General features: G+C 62.4%; 14 protein-coding genes and 4 rRNA genes. 2 read left to right on the forward strand and 16 right to left on the reverse strand.

Annotated features, from left to right (window positions below):
* Positions 1-257 precede the first annotated feature (257 nt).
* The 11 genes from SMD14_RS19190 to SMD14_RS19240 form a co-directional block, all read right to left on the reverse strand.
* Positions 258-1,780, reverse strand: a 16S ribosomal RNA gene (locus SMD14_RS19190).
* A 564-nt stretch (positions 1,781-2,344) separates the two neighbouring features.
* Positions 2,345-5,422 (reverse strand): glycoside hydrolase family 2 TIM barrel-domain containing protein, encoded by a 3,078-nt coding sequence (locus SMD14_RS19195; RefSeq protein ID WP_321214705.1) that lies wholly within the window; start codon positions 5,420-5,422, stop codon positions 2,345-2,347.
* A 120-nt stretch (positions 5,423-5,542) separates the two neighbouring features.
* Complete coding sequence (locus tag SMD14_RS19200; RefSeq protein WP_321214706.1) at positions 5,543-6,550, reverse strand: LacI family DNA-binding transcriptional regulator; 1,008 nt, start codon at positions 6,548-6,550, stop codon at positions 5,543-5,545.
* An 89-nt stretch (positions 6,551-6,639) separates the two neighbouring features.
* Positions 6,640-6,756 (reverse strand): 5S ribosomal RNA (gene rrf, locus SMD14_RS19205).
* 204 nt (positions 6,757-6,960) lie between these two features.
* Positions 6,961-10,087: ribosomal RNA gene (locus SMD14_RS19210) — 23S ribosomal RNA — on the reverse strand.
* 497 nt (positions 10,088-10,584) lie between these two features.
* Positions 10,585-12,107: ribosomal RNA gene (locus SMD14_RS19215) — 16S ribosomal RNA — on the reverse strand.
* The 16S, 23S and 5S rRNA genes sit together here, the layout of an rRNA operon.
* A gap of 665 nt (positions 12,108-12,772) precedes the next feature.
* On the reverse strand, positions 12,773-13,078 hold the full coding sequence (rpsN, locus tag SMD14_RS19220; protein WP_009358853.1) for a 30S ribosomal protein S14: 306 nt from the start codon (positions 13,076-13,078) through the stop codon (positions 12,773-12,775).
* Between the two features lie 2 nt (positions 13,079-13,080).
* Entirely contained in the window at positions 13,081-13,248 is a 168-nt protein-coding gene (rpmG, locus tag SMD14_RS19225; RefSeq protein ID WP_013602737.1) for a 50S ribosomal protein L33, read from the reverse strand.
* Positions 13,248-13,484 (reverse strand): 50S ribosomal protein L28, encoded by a 237-nt coding sequence (gene rpmB / locus SMD14_RS19230; protein ID WP_013602738.1) that lies wholly within the window; start codon positions 13,482-13,484, stop codon positions 13,248-13,250. The genes rpmG and rpmB overlap by 1 nt, the downstream gene beginning before the upstream one ends.
* 253 nt (positions 13,485-13,737) lie before the next feature.
* Positions 13,738-14,499, reverse strand: coding sequence for an SGNH/GDSL hydrolase family protein (locus SMD14_RS19235; RefSeq protein ID WP_321214707.1), 762 nt, complete (start codon positions 14,497-14,499; stop codon positions 13,738-13,740).
* 52 nt (positions 14,500-14,551) lie between these two features.
* Complete coding sequence (locus SMD14_RS19240; protein ID WP_104999378.1) at positions 14,552-15,031, reverse strand: MarR family winged helix-turn-helix transcriptional regulator; 480 nt, start codon at positions 15,029-15,031, stop codon at positions 14,552-14,554.
* 70 nt (positions 15,032-15,101) lie between these two features.
* Here SMD14_RS19240 and SMD14_RS19245 point away from each other — a divergent pair, with 70 nt between their 5' ends.
* Positions 15,102-15,389 carry a YciI family protein gene (locus SMD14_RS19245; RefSeq protein ID WP_157240408.1) on the forward strand — a complete coding sequence of 96 codons (288 nt, stop codon included), beginning with the start codon at positions 15,102-15,104 and terminating at the stop codon, positions 15,387-15,389.
* Positions 15,390-15,430: 41 nt separating this feature from the next.
* On the opposite strand, the gene SMD14_RS19250 is transcribed toward SMD14_RS19245, so the two are convergent.
* On the reverse strand, positions 15,431-16,276 hold the full coding sequence (locus SMD14_RS19250) for an SGNH/GDSL hydrolase family protein (protein WP_321214708.1): 846 nt from the start codon (positions 16,274-16,276) through the stop codon (positions 15,431-15,433).
* A 340-nt stretch (positions 16,277-16,616) separates the two neighbouring features.
* Between SMD14_RS19250 and SMD14_RS19255 the strand changes: the two genes are divergently transcribed.
* A complete protein-coding gene (locus tag SMD14_RS19255; protein ID WP_321214709.1) occupies positions 16,617-17,567 on the forward strand; it encodes a glycoside hydrolase family 16 protein in 951 nt (316 codons plus the stop codon).
* Between the two features lie 22 nt (positions 17,568-17,589).
* On the opposite strand, the gene SMD14_RS19260 is transcribed toward SMD14_RS19255, so the two are convergent.
* The 4 genes from SMD14_RS19260 to SMD14_RS19275 all read right to left on the reverse strand — a co-directional run bounded on the left by SMD14_RS19260 (position 17,590) and on the right by SMD14_RS19275 (position 21,659).
* Positions 17,590-18,645, reverse strand: a complete 1,056-nt coding sequence (locus SMD14_RS19260; protein ID WP_321214710.1) for a siderophore-interacting protein — start codon at positions 18,643-18,645, stop codon at positions 17,590-17,592.
* On the reverse strand, positions 18,642-19,457 hold the full coding sequence (locus tag SMD14_RS19265) for an ABC transporter ATP-binding protein (protein WP_321214711.1): 816 nt from the start codon (positions 19,455-19,457) through the stop codon (positions 18,642-18,644). The genes SMD14_RS19260 and SMD14_RS19265 overlap by 4 nt, the downstream gene beginning before the upstream one ends.
* A gap of 1 nt (position 19,458) precedes the next feature.
* A complete protein-coding gene (locus SMD14_RS19270) occupies positions 19,459-20,502 on the reverse strand; it encodes a FecCD family ABC transporter permease (RefSeq protein WP_409339733.1) in 1,044 nt (347 codons plus the stop codon).
* Positions 20,503-20,567: 65 nt separating this feature from the next.
* Complete coding sequence (locus SMD14_RS19275) at positions 20,568-21,659, reverse strand: iron chelate uptake ABC transporter family permease subunit (RefSeq protein WP_321214712.1); 1,092 nt, start codon at positions 21,657-21,659, stop codon at positions 20,568-20,570.
* Positions 21,660-21,683: the final 24 nt, after the last annotated feature.

The raw sequence follows: 21,683 nt of genomic DNA on the forward strand, positions 1-21,683 counted from the left end.
CGCGACGGAACCACGGCCCTGTTGCCTCAGGACCCAACAGTGTGCCAAACACGAAACTACCCGCACCCACCAGCACCCTTCCAGGAACCCCCGCAAAGAGGAACCGTACTAAGCACCGGAAAGAACCGGCAGCCGCTATTCGTTGATATTCCACCCTTGAGCACCCGCCGCAGAACTTGCGTCTGCGCAACGGGCTGTACTCCTGACAAACCCCCGCACCGCATACACGGCACGAACAATCTGTAGGTGCTCCTTAGAAAGGAGGTGATCCAGCCGCACCTTCCGGTACGGCTACCTTGTTACGACTTAGTCCCAATCGCCAGTCCCACCTTCGACAGCTCCCTCCCACAAGGGGTTAGGCCACCGGCTTCGGGTGTTACCAACTTTCGTGACTTGACGGGCGGTGTGTACAAGGCCCGGGAACGTATTCACCGCAGCGTTGCTGATCTGCGATTACTAGCGACTCCGACTTCATGGGGTCGAGTTGCAGACCCCAATCCGAACTGAGACCGGCTTTTTGGGATTAGCTCCACCTCACAGTATCGCAACCCTTTGTACCGGCCATTGTAGCATGCGTGAAGCCCAAGACATAAGGGGCATGATGATTTGACGTCGTCCCCACCTTCCTCCGAGTTGACCCCGGCAGTCTCCTATGAGTCCCCACCATCACGTGCTGGCAACATAGAACGAGGGTTGCGCTCGTTGCGGGACTTAACCCAACATCTCACGACACGAGCTGACGACAACCATGCACCACCTGTAAACCGACCGCAAGCGGGGCACCTGTCTCCAGGTATTACCGGTTCATGTCAAGCCTTGGTAAGGTTCTTCGCGTTGCATCGAATTAATCCGCATGCTCCGCCGCTTGTGCGGGCCCCCGTCAATTCCTTTGAGTTTTAGCCTTGCGGCCGTACTCCCCAGGCGGGGCACTTAATGCGTTAGCTACGGCGCGGAAAACGTGGAATGTCCCCCACACCTAGTGCCCAACGTTTACGGCATGGACTACCAGGGTATCTAATCCTGTTCGCTCCCCATGCTTTCGCTCCTCAGCGTCAGTTAATGCCCAGAGACCTGCCTTCGCCATCGGTGTTCCTCCTGATATCTGCGCATTTCACCGCTACACCAGGAATTCCAGTCTCCCCTACATCACTCTAGTCTGCCCGTACCCACCGCAGATCCGGAGTTGAGCCCCGGACTTTCACGGCAGACGCGACAAACCGCCTACGAGCTCTTTACGCCCAATAATTCCGGATAACGCTTGCGCCCTACGTATTACCGCGGCTGCTGGCACGTAGTTAGCCGGCGCTTCTTCTGCAGGTACCGTCACTTTCGCTTCTTCCCTACTGAAAGAGGTTTACAACCCGAAGGCCGTCATCCCTCACGCGGCGTCGCTGCATCAGGCTTGCGCCCATTGTGCAATATTCCCCACTGCTGCCTCCCGTAGGAGTCTGGGCCGTGTCTCAGTCCCAGTGTGGCCGGTCACCCTCTCAGGCCGGCTACCCGTCGTCGCCTTGGTAAGCCATTACCTCACCAACAAGCTGATAGGCCGCGAGTCCATCCAAAACCACAAAAAGCTTTCCACCCCCCACCATGCGATGAGGAGTCATATCCGGTATTAGACCCAGTTTCCCAGGCTTATCCCAGAGTTAAGGGCAGGTTACTCACGTGTTACTCACCCGTTCGCCACTAATCCCCCCACAAGTGAGGTTCATCGTTCGACTTGCATGTGTTAAGCACGCCGCCAGCGTTCATCCTGAGCCAGGATCAAACTCTCCGTTGAAGTAAAACAGACACAACCCCCAGCCCCGGGAAAACGGGACAAAAAGGCTGCACAAAATTTGAAACCAGCTGTAAAAACCAGACCACCCACAGGGGCGGACAGCCCGGTCAATTCAACCAATCACTAAAACAATTGGTATCAACAAACTTGGCACACTATTGAGTTCTCAAACAACAGACACACCCGGCACCACCACCAGCAAAAAACCACCGTGGATCGCTCCGGAGCAACTTTTCAAACTTACCCGGTTTCAAGGAGCTTTGCAAATCGGCGTTTCCGCGATTTTCGTTGCTCCGAACCCGGCCCCGCCCGCGTTTGGCGCGCCAAGTGGCGAACCATTTTCAGGCTGTTTGCTAAGGGGTTTGGCCGCTATTTTTCCGCTTCAGCGGCGGCGACTCAGAAAACAATACACGGCGGGAAGCCGCTCTGCAAATCCTCCCCCTCGGGTGGGGCAGACCCCTGGGAACCCCGGAAATCCGCGGTTTTCAGGGCTCTTTGGCCTTAGCCGGCACCTCTGCGCCGCAACCTCCGGCGGTATGGACTGGCTCACATTTTGCGGCTCCCCTAGCGCACCCTCAGGGTCAGGGAGAAGTCGGCTTGACGGGGCCCAAGCCGGTACTGCGGCAGCACGCCGGGACCACAAGCAGCGGTTCCCACCCCCCTGAGCGCATGGTCCAGATAGAGGTAGCTCCGGCCGTCCGCCTTCAAGTCCGGACGGTGCGTTGCAGCGTCGAGGACGTCCTGGCTGTAGGGCCGGACAGTCAGCGCAAAGGGATCACCGGCTATCTCCAGTGCCCGGTCCCCAATCCGCAAAGCAGCGGACCGTACTCCGGACCGGGCGCCGGACTCCTGTGGCCGCACGTAGTCCACGTCCATGTCCGAAAGCGGGAGCGAGAACCAGCCCGTCCGCGCTCCCTGCCCCGTATCCGGGTAGCTCTGGTGGGGGCCCTGGCCGAACCAGCTCACCAGCTCCGTCTCTTCTCCCAGCACAAGTTCCAGCCCTATCCGCGCCCATTCCACGCCGGAGCCTCGATTGGCCCACGCGCCGTCCGGCCGGACCGACGTCCGAAGCCCGACAGCTTCACCGTCGCTCGTCCACGCATAGTCCACAAATACTCCGTACTGTTTGTCCGCAGCACCTACACGCGTCCGGACGGTCAGGACTTCGCCACCGTTCCGCCCGCCGTCGGCAGTGAGGCCGGCAGTGGACCCAGGGGCGGGGCCGGCAGCGCGGTCCGCAGTGATACCCAGCAGCCGGGTGTGGAGCCGGTTGAGGCCGGCATCCTTCCACTGGGCGGCCAGGGGACGCTCGTCGGCACCGCCCCATTCACGGCCGAGGTCGTTGTCCGTGGGGGCCCACCACAGATTCAGCGCGAACTTTTCCACCGGGATGCCGCCTATGGAGGTGGGCATGCCCGTCACCCGGCTGAAGACAACAGGTCCCAGCGTCAGTTCACCGTCCCGGACGTCCACGGCTGCAGCCGGCGCCGGACCGGCCGGAGCGTCAGGCTCCCGGACAGACTGCCCCCAGGCAAGCTCGTGACCCGAGGCAGCCCAGGCCGAATCAGCGGCGAGGACTGCACTGACGGTGAGCACCGCAGGCCGGCCGTCATGTTCCGCAGCGGCGAGGGCGGCGACACTGGCGGGCAGCTCAATGACCGCTTCCGCCCGGGGAGCCACGGGCGGAACGTCCGAAGTGCCGGCGGCGAGGGTCCTGCCGCCGGCTTCCACCGCATAACGGAAGCTGAATGCAGCGGTGTCCGCAAAGTCCTGGCCGTTGCGCACCGTGAAACCGGACCAGTCACCTGCCACCGCTATGCGCAGTGGCTCGATGACCTTCTTGAAGTCCAGCAAGCCGGGCCTGGGTCTGCGGTCCGCATCAACCAGGCCGTCGGTGACGAAATTGCCGTCATGAACTTCCTCGGCGAAGTCCCCGCCGTAGGCGTAGTGCTCGCCACCGTCCGGGGAGGCGACGGTGATGCCGTGTTCCAGCCACTCCCACACGAAGCCGCCCATCAGGCGCGGGTACTTCTCGAAAAGCTCCTGGTACTCGCTCATGCCGCCGGGGCCGTTGCCCATGGCGTGGACATACTCGCAAAGGACAAATGGCATCGCCCTGCGCCGGGCATCCAGCGCGGCATTTTCGAGCGCCGGCTCAATCCCCTGCCCGATCAGGGCCGTTTCTGCCTGGCTGGCATACATCCGGGAGTAGACGTCGACATGCGCGGAGGACCAGTCGCCCTCGTAGTGGATGGGGCGGGAAGGGTCCCGGTCCTTGGTCCAGCGGGACATGGCGGCGAGGTTCCTGCCGGTCCCCGCCTCGTTGCCGAGCGACCACATGATCACCGCGGGGTGGTTCTTGTCCCGTTCAACCGTGCGGCGCATGCGGTCCACCAACGCCGTTTCCCACTGCGGGTCGTCGCTCGGGTTGCGGGCCCAGCCGGCACTCTCAAAGCCATGGGTCTCGAGGTCGCACTCGAGCACAACGTAGAAGCCGAGCTCGTCGGCAAGTGCCAGGAAATCCGGGTGCGGCGGGTAATGGGAGGTGCGGATGGCATTGATGTTGTGCTGCTTCATGAGCCGCAGTTCGGCCTCCATTACGTCCCTGGGAACCACCCGGCCAAGGCGCGGATGGTGTTCGTGGCGGTTGACGCCGCGCAGCAGGATCCGCCGCCCGTTGACCTTGAACTGCGCGTCCTCGATGGCGATGCTGCGGAAGCCGAGCCGCAGCTCCACGGACTCTCCGGGGGTGCTGACTGTGGCCTCATAGAGCCGGGGCACCTCCGCAGACCAGGGTTCGACGGCGGGGATGCGCAGTTCCGCGCCTGCGGGCAGTTCCGCATCCAGTTCGGGAACGCGGACGACGGCGTCAATCGCCTGTCCGCCCCGGGTCACCTCGACCTTGAGGGTGCCTTCGCCGGTGGCGTGATCGTAGCCTGCGTGGACGAAGACGTCGTCGATGCCGGCCTCAGGCCTTGCCTGGAGCGTGACATCCCGGAAGATGCCGGGGAGCCACCACATGTCCTGGTCCTCCACGTAGCTGGCGGCCGAGAACTGCGCCACGCGCACGGCCAGGGTGTTCTGCCCGTGGACCAGGATCCCGGACACATCGAATTCATGGGCCAGCCTGCTGCCGCGCGTAGTACCGAGCTCTCTTCCATTCAGCCACACGGTTCCCGCGGACTCTATGCCGTCGAACCGCAGCAGGGCGTGGGGGAAGAACTCGGGGCCGGCCTCAAAGACGACTACGTGGTCGCCAATGGGATTGGCGTCCGGCACATGCGGCGGCTCCACGGCGAAGGGAAACTGGACATTGGTGTAGGCGGGGAACCCATGCCCGTGCATCGGCCAGCTCGATGGCACGGGCAGGCTCTCGAACCCGTCCAGGTGCCTGCCCCACTGCCAGCCGGCTTTCGGCGCGGTCCGGATTCCGGAACTGAGGCGAAACTGCCAGTCCCCGTTCAGCGACAACCGTGGTGCGTCACTGTGCAGGTAAGCGCGCGGAGGCAACGCGCCATTGCCGGGTTCAACAGATTCCAGGTCCGTGATCCCACCAGCACCAAGATCCAGGCGTCGGGCTGCTGAACCGGGGATGATTTCGGGCGTGCTGTCCGCCATGGCGGCAAGCGAATGGGCTGGCATGGGCTTCCTTGCTTCAGGGAGGCTGCGGCTGTGGTGCGGGGAACCGTGTCTCGCTCGCCGTACGTGAACGTTCACGGCCCGCGCTTCAAGCCTAGCCGTTCAGGTCTGCTTTGAGAAGGGTCAGGCCGACTGGCGAAGCACCAGCTGATGCTTGAGGATCAAGGAGGCGTCCGGGCTCCCAGCCTCCACTGCGCCGGACAGCAGGTCTGCCACGAGTCCGACGGCGGCCCGGCCTACTGCACGCAGGTCCAGTGCGAGCGTGGTCAGCTCGGGTGAGACCAGTTCGCCCAGGGGTATGCCGTCCATGCCGATCACTGCACAGTCCCGCGGCACTGCCCTGCCGGCGGCATTGAGGGCTTTAAGCGCTCCCGCCGCCATCAGGTCGTTGAACACCAGGAGCCCGTCGACCGTGCCGTGCTGCTCAAGCAGGGAGCGGACTGCCTCCCGTGCCGCCGGGGCGGTGTCCTGCGCCTCGAGGATGATGATGTCAATGCCGGCGTCGGCGGCCGCTGCCGCAACAGCGAGCCCGCGGGTGGTGGCCTGCCCGCCTTCGTCCGAATCGAGGTAGGCGATCCGTCGGCGCTGTGCCGCCAGAAGGTGCTCCAGCGCCATGCGTGCCGCATGGAAGTAGTCAAAGGCGATCCGGCCGGCGGCCTGTCCCGCCGGGTAGTCCAGGACCACCACAGGACGCCGTCCCATCAAGGACTGGGCTTGCTGCGAGCTGGCCCCAAGGTATCCGATCAGGGCATCGACCTGGGGCGCGAGCCGGGCCACGGCGTCGAGGCCGCTTCCGCTGCCGTGGCCAAAATCATCCATCACCACGTTCCAGCCCCGCTGCGTGGCTTCCTCCACCACGCTGGAGGCAAACGCCGGGAAATACGGGTTGGTGAGGTCCGGAATGGCCAGCCCCAGTGAGGTGCGGGCGCCCTGCACCAGGCCCTTCGCGAACCGGCTAGGGGAATATCCGAGCTCTGTTGCCAGCGCCTTGACACGTTCACGGGTGGCCGCGCTGATGCCGGGCATGTCGTTCATGGCCCGGGTGACTGTCTGCCGGGATACTCCGGCGGCGGCCGCCACGTCCAGGATAGTGGCGCGGCGGACCTGTGGGCCGCTGGAGCTGGAGGTCATGACGGTAAGTCTAGGCGGGCTGTGGGTGGTGTGTGGTTTTTAAATGCGGGAGGCCCCAACCTGGTGGTTGGGGCCTCGACCTAATGGTTGTCCGGCGGTGACCTACTCTCCCACACCCTCCCGGGTGCAGTACCATCGGCGCTGTGGGTCTTAGCTTCCGGGTTCGGAATGGGACCGGGCGTTTCCCCCACGCTATGACCGCCGTAACCTTGTTACCCGTCCGCCCGGGTGTGATCCCCGGGGGTGGGAAGTGTTGTGGTTACAACATTGTGGTGTTGTTATTGAGTTGGTGTTCCCTGCAACAAATGGTTTGTTGTTCGGGAACCACATAGTGGACGCAAGCAGTCTTGTTATCTTTTTACCAACCCTGGTGTGGAACCGCTTTTGAACCGGTTTCACGGGTGTGGTGTGTGGTGTAAGTTATCGGCCTATTAGTACCGGTCAGCTTCACGAGTCGTTAGTCCTCGCTTCCACATCCGGCCTATCAACCCAGTGGTCTGGCTGGGGGCCTCTCACACACGAGGTGTATGGAAATCTCATCTTGAAGCGAGCTTCCCGCTTAGATGCTTTCAGCGGTTATCCCATCCGAACGTAGCTAATCAGCGGTGCACTTGGCAGTACAACTGACACACCAGAGGTTCGTCCGTCCCGGTCCTCTCGTACTAAGGACAGCCCTTCTCAAATTTCCTGCGCGCGCAGCGGATAGGGACCGAACTGTCTCACGACGTTCTAAACCCAGCTCGCGTACCGCTTTAATGGGCGAACAGCCCAACCCTTGGGACCTACTCCAGCCCCAGGATGCGACGAGCCGACATCGAGGTGCCAAACCATGCCGTCGATATGGACTCTTGGGCAAGATCAGCCTGTTATCCCCGAGGTACCTTTTATCCGTTGAGCGACGGCCATTCCACAATGTACCGCCGGATCACTAGTCCCGACTTTCGTCCCTGCTCGAGATGTCTCTCTCACAGTCAAGCTCCCTTGTGCACTTACACTCGACACCTGATTGCCAACCAGGCTGAGGGAACCTTTGGGCGCCTCCGTTACTTTTTAGGAGGCAACCGCCCCAGTTAAACTACCCATCAGGCACTGTCCCTGACCCGGATTACGGGCCGAAGTTAGATGTCCAAAGTGACCAGAGTGGTATTTCAACGATGACTCCACCCGAACTGGCGTCCGGGCTTCAACGTCTCCCACCTATCCTACACAAGCCACTCCGAACACCAATACCAAACTATAGTAAAGGTCTCGGGGTCTTTCCGTCCTGCTGCGCGTAACGAGCATCTTTACTCGTACTGCAATTTCGCCGAGTTTATGGTTGAGACAGCGGGGAAGTCGTTACTCCATTCGTGCAGGTCGGAACTTACCCGACAAGGAATTTCGCTACCTTAGGATGGTTATAGTTACCACCGCCGTTTACTGGGGCTTAAATTCTCAGCTTCGCCTTGCGGCTAACCGGTCCTCTTAACCTTCCAGCACCGGGCAGGAGTCAGTCCGTATACATCGTCTTGCGACTTCGCACGGACCTGTGTTTTTAGTAAACAGTCGCTTCCCCCTGGTCTCTGCGGCCCCGATCCCCTCCCACCAGCAAGTGGTGTTCAAGGTTGGGGCCCCCCTTCTCCCGAAGTTACGGGGGCATTTTGCCGAGTTCCTTAACCATAATTCTCTCGATCGCCTTAGTATTCTCTACCTGATCACCTGTGTCGGTTTGGGGTACGGGCGGCTAAAACCTCGCGTCGATGCTTTTCTCGGCAGCATAGGATCACCGAATCCCCCCAAACGGGGGTCCCATCAGATCTCAGGCATCATGAACAGCGGATTTGCCTACCGTTCGCCCTACATCCTTAGACCGGGACAACCATCGCCCGGCTCGGCTACCTTCCTGCGTCACACCTGTTAATACGCTTGCCTCCCAGGATCAGGTCCTGCGCTCCACCAAAACCCTTCACCCACAAGGGGTGTCAGGCAGGTCTCGGGCAGTTAGTATCCCCTGTTCAGCATGGGCGGTTTTTCGCCGGTACGGGAATATCAACCCGTTGTCCATCGACTACGCCTGTCGGCCTCGCCTTAGGTCCCGACTTACCCAGGGCAGATTAGCTTGACCCTGGAACCCTTGATCATTCGGCGGACGGGTTTCTCACCCGTCTTTCGCTACTCATGCCTGCATTCTCACTCGTGTAGGCTCCACCGCTGGTTTACACCGCGACTTCACCGCCCACACGACGCTCCCCTACCCATCCAAACGCCTGAACCACAAGGGCTTAGCTAATATTTGAATGCCACAACTTCGGCGGTGTACTTGAGCCCCGCTACATTGTCGGCGCGGAATCACTTGACCAGTGAGCTATTACGCACTCTTTTAAGGATGGCTGCTTCTAAGCCAACCTCCTGGTTGTCTTCGCAACTCCACATCCTTTCCCACTTAGCACACGCTTAGGGGCCTTAGTTGGTGGTCTGGGCTGTTTCCCTCTCGACTATGAAGCTTATCCCCCACAGTCTCACTGCTGCGCTCTCACTTACCGGCATTCGGAGTTTGGCTGACGTCAGTAACCTTGTAGGGCCCATTAGCCATCCAGTAGCTCTACCTCCAGCAAGAAACACGCAACGCTGCACCTAAATGCATTTCGGGGAGAACCAGCTATCACGAAGTTTGATTGGCCTTTCACCCCTACCCACAGCTCATCCCCTCCATTTTCAACTGAAGTGGGTTCGGTCCTCCACGACGTCTTACCGTCGCTTCAACCTGGCCATGGGTAGATCACTTCGCTTCGGGTCTAGATCACGCCACTGCAACGCCCTATTCAGACTCGCTTTCGCTACGGCTGCCCCACACGGGTTAACCTCGCGACGTAACACTAACTCGCAGGCTCATTCTTCAAAAGGCACGCCGTCACCAGAATCAGACTGGCTCCGACGGATTGTAAGCACACGGTTTCAGGTACTGTTTCACTCCCCTCCCGGGGTACTTTTCACCTTTCCCTCACGGTACTGGTCCGCTATCGGTCATTAGGGAGTATTTAGGCTTATCAGGTGGTCCTGACAGATTCGCACGGGATTTCTCGGGCCCCGTACTACTTGGGATACTCTCACAGGCGGTACACAACATTACGGTTACGGGGCTAACACCCTCTCTGGCCGGCCTTTCAAGACCGTTCACCTATGCCTGCACATCACACCCCACCAGCCCGGCAGAACTGGTATGGAAAGTCCCACAACCCCGACCATGCAACGCCCGCCGGCTATCACACATGGAACGGTTTAGCCTGATCCGCGTTCGCTCGCCACTACTAACGGAATCACTATTGTTTTCTCTTCCTGCGGGTACTGAGATGTTTCACTTCCCCGCGTTCCCTCCACGCACCCTATGTGTTCAGATGCGGGTCACCGAGTCACTCGCGCGCTCGGCGGGGTTTCCCCATTCGGACACCCTGGGATCACAGTCCGGTTATCGACTCCCCCAGGCTTATCGCAGATTCCTACGTCCTTCTTCGGCTCCTAATGCCAAGGCATCCACCGTGTGCTCTTAAAAACTTGACCACAAAAGATCAAAAACGCTAATTTTCGAGAGAACCACGAAAACCACTGCACCATCCCGAAAGACAGCACAACAGATCCAGGTTCATATTCTTGGAAATTGCTTCTTATAAAAGATGCTCGCGTCCACTATGTAGTTCTCAAACAACAACCCCAAACCACACACCCCACACACACAACATGCATGATCGGTGCAGCCAGGAAACCAGAAACAAACAAACCCGCAACCCCCGCCCCGCAAAACGCGACGGAACCACGGCCCTGTTGCCTCAGGACCCAACAGTGTGCCAAACACGAAACCACCCGCACCCACCAGCACCCTTCCAGGAACCCCCGCAAAGAGGAACCGTACTAAGCACCGGAAAGAACCGGCAGCCGCTATTCGTTGATATTCCACCCTTGAGCACCCGCCGCAGAACTTGCGTCTGCGCAACGGGCTGTACTCCTGACAAACCCCCGCACCGCATACACGGCACGAACAATCTGTAGGTGCTCCTTAGAAAGGAGGTGATCCAGCCGCACCTTCCGGTACGGCTACCTTGTTACGACTTAGTCCCAATCGCCAGTCCCACCTTCGACAGCTCCCTCCCACAAGGGGTTAGGCCACCGGCTTCGGGTGTTACCAACTTTCGTGACTTGACGGGCGGTGTGTACAAGGCCCGGGAACGTATTCACCGCAGCGTTGCTGATCTGCGATTACTAGCGACTCCGACTTCATGGGGTCGAGTTGCAGACCCCAATCCGAACTGAGACCGGCTTTTTGGGATTAGCTCCACCTCACAGTATCGCAACCCTTTGTACCGGCCATTGTAGCATGCGTGAAGCCCAAGACATAAGGGGCATGATGATTTGACGTCGTCCCCACCTTCCTCCGAGTTGACCCCGGCAGTCTCCTATGAGTCCCCACCATCACGTGCTGGCAACATAGAACGAGGGTTGCGCTCGTTGCGGGACTTAACCCAACATCTCACGACACGAGCTGACGACAACCATGCACCACCTGTAAACCGACCGCAAGCGGGGCACCTGTCTCCAGGTATTACCGGTTCATGTCAAGCCTTGGTAAGGTTCTTCGCGTTGCATCGAATTAATCCGCATGCTCCGCCGCTTGTGCGGGCCCCCGTCAATTCCTTTGAGTTTTAGCCTTGCGGCCGTACTCCCCAGGCGGGGCACTTAATGCGTTAGCTACGGCGCGGAAAACGTGGAATGTCCCCCACACCTAGTGCCCAACGTTTACGGCATGGACTACCAGGGTATCTAATCCTGTTCGCTCCCCATGCTTTCGCTCCTCAGCGTCAGTTAATGCCCAGAGACCTGCCTTCGCCATCGGTGTTCCTCCTGATATCTGCGCATTTCACCGCTACACCAGGAATTCCAGTCTCCCCTACATCACTCTAGTCTGCCCGTACCCACCGCAGATCCGGAGTTGAGCCCCGGACTTTCACGGCAGACGCGACAAACCGCCTACGAGCTCTTTACGCCCAATAATTCCGGATAACGCTTGCGCCCTACGTATTACCGCGGCTGCTGGCACGTAGTTAGCCGGCGCTTCTTCTGCAGGTACCGTCACTTTCGCTTCTTCCCTACTGAAAGAGGTTTACAACCCGAAGGCCGTCATCCCTCACGCGGCGTCGCTGCATCAGGCTTGCGCCCATTGTGCAATATTCCCCACTGCTGCCTCCCGTAGGAGTCTGGGCCGTGTCTCAGTCCCAGTGTGGCCGGTCACCCTCTCAGGCCGGCTACCCGTCGTCGCCTTGGTAAGCCATTACCTCACCAACAAGCTGATAGGCCGCGAGTCCATCCAAAACCACAAAAAGCTTTCCACCCCCCACCATGCGATGAGGAGTCATATCCGGTATTAGACCCAGTTTCCCAGGCTTATCCCAGAGTTAAGGGCAGGTTACTCACGTGTTACTCACCCGTTCGCCACTAATCCCCCCACAAGTGAGGTTCATCGTTCGACTTGCATGTGTTAAGCACGCCGCCAGCGTTCATCCTGAGCCAGGATCAAACTCTCCGTTGAAGTAAAACAGACACAACCCCCAGCCCCGGGAAAACGGGACAAAAAGGCTGCACAAAATTTGAAACCAGCTGTAAAAACCAGACCACCCACAGGGGCGGACAGCCCGGTCAATTCAACCAATCACTAAAACAATTGGTATCAACAAACTTGGCACACTATTGAGTTCTCAAACAACAGACACACCCGGCACCACCACCAGCAAAAAACCACCGTGGATCGCTCCGGAGCAACTTTTCAAACTTACCCGACTCTCCGTTCCGATGCAAATCCGTGTTTCAGGATTCTCATCGGCGGGAAGTCGTCCCCACCTCTTCAGGAGCGCTCGAAAGCCCTGCCAGAATTTGGTCTTGATTTTGGGGGTTTGGCCGCCCGCGGTAACCAGCTCTTCGCTGTCTCCCTCGCGGCGACTTAGAAAACAATACACCTCCCCGGGGGCCTCCGCAAATCCCCCTGGCGAGGCGCTCTCAACCCCGTGTTTCCGCGGCAAAACGGCCCTCGGGCACCCGCGGAAGCCCATCCGGCGTCGTATCCCGTTCCTGTGTGCTGCAGCACAGTGCCTGGCAGCCGGATCGAAGGACGCCAACCGGAGAATCCTTAACAGCAAAAGGGCCGGCAACCGTGAGGTTGCCGGCCCTTTTCAAGCAGCTGGTATCAGCAGTGCTGGATTACCAGGAAGACTTGGTGATGCCCGGGAGTTCGCCCTTGTGAGCCATGTCGCGGAAGCGGACACGGGAGATGCCGAACTTCTGGAAGGTACCGCGGGGGCGGCCGTCGATGATGTCGCGGTTACGCAGACGGATCGGGGACGCGTTGCGGGGCAGCTTCTGCAGGCCCAGGCGGGCCGCTTCGCGTGCTTCGTCGGTTGCGTTTTCGTCAACCAGGGTCTTCTTCAGCTCGAGGCGCTTTGCAGCGTAACGCTCCACGATGACCTTGCGCTGCTCGTTGCGAGCAATCTTGGACTTCTTAGCCATGTTTAGCGCTCCTCTCGGAATTCGACGTGCTGGCGGATCTTGGGGTCGTACTTCTTCAGGACCATGCGGTCCGGATCGTTACGACGGTTCTTGCGGGTTACGTAGGTGTAACCCGTGCCCGCAGTCGACTTGAGCTTGATGATCGGACGTACGTCCTTGTCCTTAGCCACTAGAGCTTCACCCCACGAGCCAGAATCTGGGCGACGACTACGTCGATGCCGCGTACGTCGATGGTCTTGATGCCACGTGCAGAGACCTGCAGCGTGACGTTACGGCGCAGGGACGGAACCCAGTAGCGCTTCTTCTGAATGTTCGGATCGAACCGGCGCTTGTTGCGGCGGTGCGAGTGCGAAATGCTGTGCCCAAAGCCCGGCTCGGCTCCGGTCACTTGGCAGTGTGCTGCCATGACTTCTCCTCAAGAATTGAAAGTAATGATCCGCATATCTGCTGCTGGACCATGCTGCTAAGGGCGACCCAAAAATGACGAAGGGCAACGGTTAGTCACGCAACTTGAGCCCCTAACTACCGGCCACCCTGGAGAAATTACCGGGCAACCGGAGCAATTGCGCACGCTCCGCGCACTTAGCGCCTACCAAGTCTACGAGTTCGCGCAATTAAAGACCAATCCGGCGCTGGAGGGTGTATAAGCAGGCCCAGGGTTAGAGGTGCGTGAGCTGTGGGTACCTCGGCCTAAGGCCGTCCCCGGACGACTTCCCGGTGACCCGGCGGACCACCCACGGCCCGGCGTACTCGCGGAACCACCGGGCGTTGGCCCGGATGGCGTCCAGCCCGCTGAGTTCGGGGACGGGCGTCATGGGCGGGATGTCGATGGAGTGGTCGTGCTCCAGGACGTCCAGCACCCGCTTGGCCATGTTGGCGTGCCCGGCAGCGGACATGTGCATCCGGTCCTGCGCCCACATGCCCCAGTCGTAGTACTCGCTGAAGCGCCAGTAGTCCACCAGCAGCGCGCCGTGGTCGCCGGCGATGCCGCGGACCAGTTCGTTGTAGATGGCCGTGCGCCCACGCATGGTGCTGAACACCTTCGAGCCACGCGCGTCGAATCCCGTGAACATCACCACGGCGGCACCGGTGGCACGCAGCTTGGCGATGGCGTCGTCGTACTCCACCAAAAGGTCATCGATGTCGATCCTGGGGCGCAGGATGTCGTTGGCCCCCGCGTAGATGCTCACCAGGGTGGGTTTAAGTTCCACGGCGGCGTCCACCTGCTCAGCCAGGATGTGGCGGAGCTTCCTCCCGCGGATGGCGAGGTTGGCGTAGCCGAAGGCGGGGTCAGCGGCTCCCAGCTGTTCGGCCACGCGGTCCGCCCAGCCGCGGACACCATTGGGGCGGGTGGAATCGTCGTCGCCCACACCCTCCGTGAAGGAGTCGCCAAGGGCAACGAACCGGGTTGTGAAATCCATTCGGATAGTTTGCCATCAGTTGTTGGAAGCAACCAACCGCGGGCGAGGGACCCTAGTTTTCCCTCAGGATCCAGTGGTCCGCATCCAGCCGGCCCACTACCTTTTCGCCGATCCGAGCCAGGTCAAGGACGTCCTGCTCGGTGAGGGCATCAAGGAACAGGTCACGGACGTCCTCCACATGGCCGGGTGCAAGGCCCACGATGGTTGCCATCCCCTCGTCGGTGAGGTGGGCGGTGGTGACCCGGGCATCATGGGGATGCGGCCGCCGCTCCACCCAGCCTCGCTTCTGCAGCTTGGTCACCACGTGCGAGAGCCGGGACAACGACGCGCTGCTGCGGGCAGCGAGTTCGCTCATGGGCAAGAACCTGCCTTCCGCCTCGGAGAGCATGGCCAGGACGGTGTAGTCGAAAAGCGAAAGCTTTCCCGCTGTGTGGAGCTTGGTGTCCAAGGCCGCAGGCAGGAGGGTATTGATGCTCACCAGGGCCAGCCAGGCTCGGCGTTCGTCGGCGTTGAGCCAGCGCGGTTCGGTCATTCCCTCATTCTACGAGAGCGGACTGGTTGATCCTTCAAGTAGGTCCTGTGGCGGCCGGTAGGCTGGGGCCATGTATGTTGTCTCCCTGAGTTACCGGGTTCCGCAGGACATCGTGGACTTCCACAATGAGGGCCACATTTCCTGGCTGCAGAAGGCCTTTGATGACGGAGTCTTTATTGCCGCAGGCCGCAAGGTGCCGCGGACGGGCGGCCTGCTGCTCTCCCAGGCGGACCGCGCCACCCTCGATGCCTGCCTGAAGCAGGACCCGTTCTACACGAACGGCGTTGCGGACTTCGAAGTCATGGAGTTCCACGCCGCAAGGGTGGCGCCGGGCTACGAAATCCTCCTGGACAGCTAAATCTGCCGGACAGCTGAGGCCTAAGGCTCAGGCCGGGGACGCTAGTTGGCTTCACTGAAGTAGGACTTCGCCGCCAGCTTCTTCAGCCCGCCTTTCCGCGGCACCTTCACCGGTTCCGGCCACCGCGGGGTGAGCTCGTCCCCCAGGGTGACGCCGCGAAGTTTGCGGCCGAAGAGCGGCAGTACCCAGTCGTGGATCCAGCGCCGCTGCTGCCGCTCCCACTCCCGCAGGCTGGGCCGTAAGGGCGGTTCCCAGTCCTTGGGCGTGATCTTGTGGGGCACACCCAGCCGGTCCAGCACCTGCCCTGCCAGGTATTTGTGCCCGGCCTTGGACATGTGGAGCCGGTCCGAGTCCCACATCCGCCGGTCATGGAAGGCATCGAGGGACCAGTAATCCACCAGGACTGCGCCATATTTTGCCGCAATCGCCCGAACCCGCTGGTTGTAGAAGGTGTTGCGCTTCTTCAGCGGTTCCAACAGCGCTGAGACCTTGACGTCGAAACCGGTAAAGAGCACCAAAGTAGCTCCGGTCTCCGCCAGCTGTGCCACGAAGTTTTCATAGTCGGCCATGAGGACCACCATGTCCGTCTTCAGGTCCAGGATGTCATTGCCGCCCGCGTACAGCGTTACCAGGGCGGGCTTCATTGCCAGTGCCGGTTCCAGCTGCTCGTTGATGATCTGCCGGAGGCGTTTGCTTCGGATGGCCAGGTTCGCGTACCGCCAACCCGGCTGGGCCTTGGCCAGTTTCTCCGCAACCCGGTCTGCCCAGCCCCGGACCCCGTTGGGCAGCCGCTCATCCCGGTCCCCGACGCCCTCGGTAAACGAATCGCCCAAAGCAACGAATACCCGCCGGCCCTCCAGCTCCGGAAGCAAAGGATTAGCACCCATCCGACGAAAGTAGCCGCCCAAAGAGACGCCAAGGTAAACGGACAGCAACAGGATGTGCAGAAGGGCGGCAGCTGCCGGCAGGGTCCGCGAGCCGGGCCGGATCGGCCCGATCAGCAGCTACTTGGCCCTTGTCGCATTTTTGCGACCGATGGTCACGATCAGGTAACGTGGGCGGCTGGCCCCAATGCAGGGCCCCGGGCGCCCGATCACTGGACCCCGCTGCGCCCCTTCGGCGCCTGCTAGCTTTGGCCCCGCCAAAGGGGGCCCAAAGATGCTTTCCGCACTCGTCAACGCCTCAAGTGCATCAGTCGTTTCTTCCTGCCCTAAGCCCGGAGGTATCTTGTTCAAGAAAATAGCCATCGTTATGACCATGGGTGCTTTGTCCCTGACAGGATGCGGCCCGGCCCCTACGACCAACGGGGCGGCTGACCCATCCTCGGCCGACGGCGCGTCCGCGCCTGCCACTCCAGGCCCCACTGACACGGCCACAGCATCTCCGGCGGCCACGGCTTCGAGCAGCCAGACTCCAGCTGCGGAGGAGGCAACCGAGGCGACACCGGTCACTTCTGCGCCGGCGCCTGCCGCGGCACCCGCGCCTGCGGCCGCGGCCGCCCAGCCGGTCAGCCAGGCTCTCGCGACGACGGGTGACGGTGCGCAGGCAGCTACCGCCTTCGGTTGGGGCCCGGTCCTGACGGGCGACGAATTCTCCTACACCGGAGCACCGGACCGGACGAAATGGAGTGTCTATAACAGTGCAGGGCATGCAGGCAAAGGCCTGCGCAGCCCCCAGGCCTGGTCCGTTGCCAACGGCGTAGCCACCGTTAGCGGAGACGCAGCCGGTACCACTGGAGGCATGTCGGCAAAGTTCGCGGAGCAAAGGTATGGCCGTTGGGAAACGCGCATGAAAACCAATGCGCGGGACCCGAAATACCACCCGGTCCTGATCCTCAACAACAACAGTGCCCCGAACTGCGCCGAGATCGATTATGCCGAGGGCAGCTCAGTCACCTCCGTCATGAGGTTCTTCCTGCACTACGCCTGTGGTGGAGCGGATTTCCAGACCACAGCGGCGACGCCTGTCGATGGCACGCAGTGGCACAACTACGCGGTGGAGTGGACCCCGGGCGGCATCAGCGGATACGTCGACGGAGTAAAGACCTTCACGGACACGAACCCGGCGCACCAGCCCTCTACCGTAATGAAGCAGACAGTGCAGCTGGATTGGTTCCCGGACGGCTCCGCCACCAAGCCATCGCAGATGCAGGTCGATTGGGTCCGCGTCTACAAGTAAGACAGCCCTTTTCCGGCTGAGGCTACAGCTCGGCCTTGCCCTGGCGCCAGTAGCCCATGAACGCGACCTGTTTCCGGTCGATTCCGACGTCCCGGACCAGGTAGCGGCGCATGTCCTTGATGACGGCGGCTTCCCCGGCGATCCAGGCGTAGAAGGGCATGGCGCCGGCCGGCATGTCGGGGTTCTTGGTGGCCTGGATGTCCGAAGTCTCCATCCGCGCGGGGGTCTCCCAGAGGATGTCCACATCCACGTTGACGTCTTCGGGCTCCGGGCCGGCGCCGCCGCCGGCCGCTTTGATGCCAACCCAGCCGGGCTCAGGAACCGCCGAACGCACTGCCTGCTGGAGCAGCTCGCCGTGCGGGCGGGAGCGGCCGATCGAGGCGCCCCGGGCCAGCCAGGTGATTTCGATGTCCGCCGGCGAGGTCAGTTCGAGGAAGTCGCCGGCTTCGGGGACTTCCAGGAAGGCGTGCCCGGTCATGTATTCCGGCAGGCTTTCCAGGATGGCGGAGATGGCCGGGACGGCTGTTTCGTCGCCGGCCAGCAGGATGCGCTGCGCCAGTCCTGGGCGCCATTCGATGCCTGAGTAGGTCTCGGCGGTGACGCAGTGCGCGGCCCTGTTGTTGGGCCCGATGATGGTGATGGCGTCGCCCGGCTTCGCGTTGAGGGCCCAGTTGGCGGCCGGCCCGCCGTTGCCACAGTGGTCAAAGTGCATCACGAAGTCGACGTCGATTTCCGGGTACACAGCGTCGAGGCGCGACTGCCGGACCGTGTAGGTCCGCATCGAGCCCCGGACGGCAGGATCCATGGCGAGCCATTCGCGGTACCAGCCGGAGGAGCTCATTTCGAACACCGGGAGGGGCAGCGGGCTGCCGTCCGCCGCGAGGGACGGGATCATGAGCTTGATCCGGAGGTCCAGGGTGTCGCCGTGGACGCCGAAGTCCCGCAGCGAGTACCCGCCGAACGTGATCCTGCGGAAGTTGGGGCTCAATTCCTGGACCGATGTCACGGTGACTTCGAACGCCAGGGTCATGGGCTCGGTGTTCATCGTCTTTGCGGCGGCAGTTTCCCGGGTTTTCATGAAACGAGCTCCAGTTCGTTGGCGGGGACGTGGTGGCGGCCGATGGGAATGACCAGGGGTGTTCCGGAAAGGGGATCGGGGATAACGCGGGACTCGAGGCCAAAGACATTGCGGACCAGGGCCTCCGTGACCACCTCGGCGGGGGAACCGACGGCCACCACGGCCCCGCCCTTCATGGCGATAACGGTGTCCGCGTACCGGGCGGCCAGGTTCAGGTCATGCAGGACGATGGCCACGGTGGTGCCCCGCTGCCGGTTCAGGTCTGTCACGAGGTCCAGGACCTCCACCTGGTGCGCGAGGTCCAGGTAGGTGGTGGGCTCGTCCAGGAGCAGCACGTCGGTTTCCTGCGCTAAAGCCATGGCGATCCATGCCCGCTGCCGCTGTCCGCCGGAGAGTTCGTCCACGTTCCGCCCGGCGAGGGCCAGCGTCTCGGTGGCTTCCAGTGCGCGCTGCACCGCAGCCTCATCCTGCGGGCTCCAGCTCCGGAAGAAGCCCTGGTGCGGATAGCGTCCGCGGCCCACCAGGTCCCTCACGGTGATGCCGTCCGGGGCTGTGGGGTGCTGCGGGAGGAGGCCCAGGGTGCGGGCCAGTTGACGGGCGGGCAGCGAGTGGATGTCCTTGCCGTCCAGGGCGACGGTGCCGGCCGCAGGTTTGAGGAGCCGGGACAGGCCTCGGAGGAGGGTGGACTTCCCGCAGGCGTTGGCACCCACGATCATGGTCACCTTGCCTTCCGGGATTTCGGCGTTGAGCCCGTCCACCACGCAGCGCTGGTCATATTTCAGCGTCAGGTCCTTGGCGTTGAGAACTGCCACGTCAGGCTTCCTTTCGGTTGGCCGTGACCAGGAGCCACAGCAGGAACGGGGCACCGAGCGCACCGGTGATGACGCCCACCGGCAGGACGGTGCCGTCCAGCAGCAGGGGTGCAAGATTGGCGGCGAGGTAGTCTGCGGCGAGGACAATGAGGGCGCCCACCAGGGCCGACGCCGGGAGGCTGGCCTTGCCGGTGAAGCGCCGGGCGATGGGCCCGGCCAGGAAGGCGACGAACGAGACCGGGCCGGCAGCCGCCGTCGCCACTGCCGCGAGCGAGACGGCGATGGTGACCAGCGCGAGGCGGGTGGCACCGACGCGGATGCCCAGGCCGGCGGCGGCATCGGGGCCGAGCTCCAGGATGCGCAGCGGCCCGGCGATGGCTGCAACGGCGGGAATAAGGACGGCGAGGGCAAGGGCCAGCACCCCGGCCCGGTCCCAGCTGGCGGAGTTCAGGGAGCCGTTGAGCCAGACGAGGGCATCCGCTGCGGTGCGGATGTCTGCGCGGGTCATCAGGAAGCTCACCACGGCATGCAGCGCGGCGGCGATGCCCACACCCGCCAGGATGAGCCGGTTGCCGGCGGCATCACCGCGGCCGGTTCCGCCCATGGTGCCGCTGGAGATGGCGTAGATCAGCGCCGCGACGCCGAGCGCGCCGGCAAGCGCTGCCCCGGAAACCACGGCACCGGACGCACCGAAAATGACGATGGCGGCCACCGCGGCGGCGCTGGCGCCGTAGCTGATGCCGATGACGTCCGGGCTGGCCAGCGGGTTGCGCAGCATGGTCTGGAACAGGGCACCGGCCAGGCCGAACGCCAGGCCCACCATGGTGCCGAGGACCGCCCGCGGCAGCTTGTTCTCCATCACGATGAAGCTGGCGCCGGGGACCTTTTCCCCGCCTGTCAGGTGCCCGATGAGGATTTTGAAGAAGTCCGGGATGGTCACGGTGTAGCTGCCCAGCAGCACGGACACTGCGAACAGGATTACGACGGCGGCGGCGAGGACGGCGGTCCGGTTCACCCCCAGCCGTCCCCGGCGTTGCCCTGTCAGTCCTGGTCCCTTAAGGCCGGTTGTCGGAGCCGTATCTGACAGGTCGACGGGGGTTTTGGTGATGCTCACAGTCCGGCCCCCTTGCCGCGGCGAATCAGCCAGACGAAGACGGGCGCGCCGACGAGGGCGGTCATGATGCCGGCCGGGACTTCGCCGGGCAGGAGGACCACGCGGCCGATGATGTCGGCCCCCAGCAGCAGCGCCGGCGCAAGGACCAGGGAGAACGGCAGGATCCAGCGGTAGTCGGGGCCGGTGAGGAAGCGGACCGCATGCGGGATGACCAGGCCCACGAAGGCGACGGGTCCGGCAAGGGCAGTGGCGGAGCCGCACAGCAGCACGATGCCGAGGGCCGTGACGGCCCTTGCCGGTCCCACGCGCTGGCCGAGGCCGCGGGCAATGTCGTCGCCGAGGGCCAGGCTGTTGAGGATGCGGCCGGTCAGCAGCACAATGAGCGCCCCCGCGGCAAGGAATGGAAGTCCGAAGAGCACCGCGGACCAGTCGCGCCCGGCGATTCCGCCCACCTGCCAGAAGCGGAACCGGTCCAAAGTGTCCTGGCTGGAGACCAGGATGACGTTCATCAGCGAGTACAGGCCGGCATTCAGTGCCGCGCCTGCCAGGGCGAGCTTCACCGGGGTGGCGCCGTCCCGGCCCAGGGAAGCAATGAGGTACACCACGACGGCGGCGGCTGCTGCCCCGACGAAGGCGAACCAGATATAGCCGGAGAGGGATCCGACGCCGAAAACATAGATGCCGGTGACCACAGCCAGGGCCGCGCCGGCGTTAACACCCAAAATGCCCGGGTCCGCGAGCGGGTTGCGGGCCACGCCCTGCATGGCTGCGCCCGCAAGGCCCAGCGCACCGCCGGCCAGCAGGCCAAGGACGGTGCGGGGAATGCGGGCGTGGACCACGGCGTGGTCGCCGTTGGCGGGATCAAACGCGGTGAGCGCCTGCCACACGGTGGCGAGGGGAAGGCCCCGCGCGCCAATGGCCAGGGAGGCCCCGGCCAGCAGCGCCAGTACAACGACGGCGGCCAGCAGCCAGGCGGCGCGCGGCCCTCCAAACGTGCGGCCGGGGGCATGTACTGCGGGCCCCGTGCCCGGCACGAAGGTGCCGGGCGCCGGCTCCTGGCGGGCCGCCGTCGTCGTACTGTCCGTCATTTATCTGTTCCTACCTGAGCGGTG

It is taken from the genome of Pseudarthrobacter oxydans (assembly GCF_034258515.1).
In the GTDB taxonomy this organism is placed as follows: Bacteria; Actinomycetota; Actinomycetes; order Actinomycetales; family Micrococcaceae; genus Arthrobacter.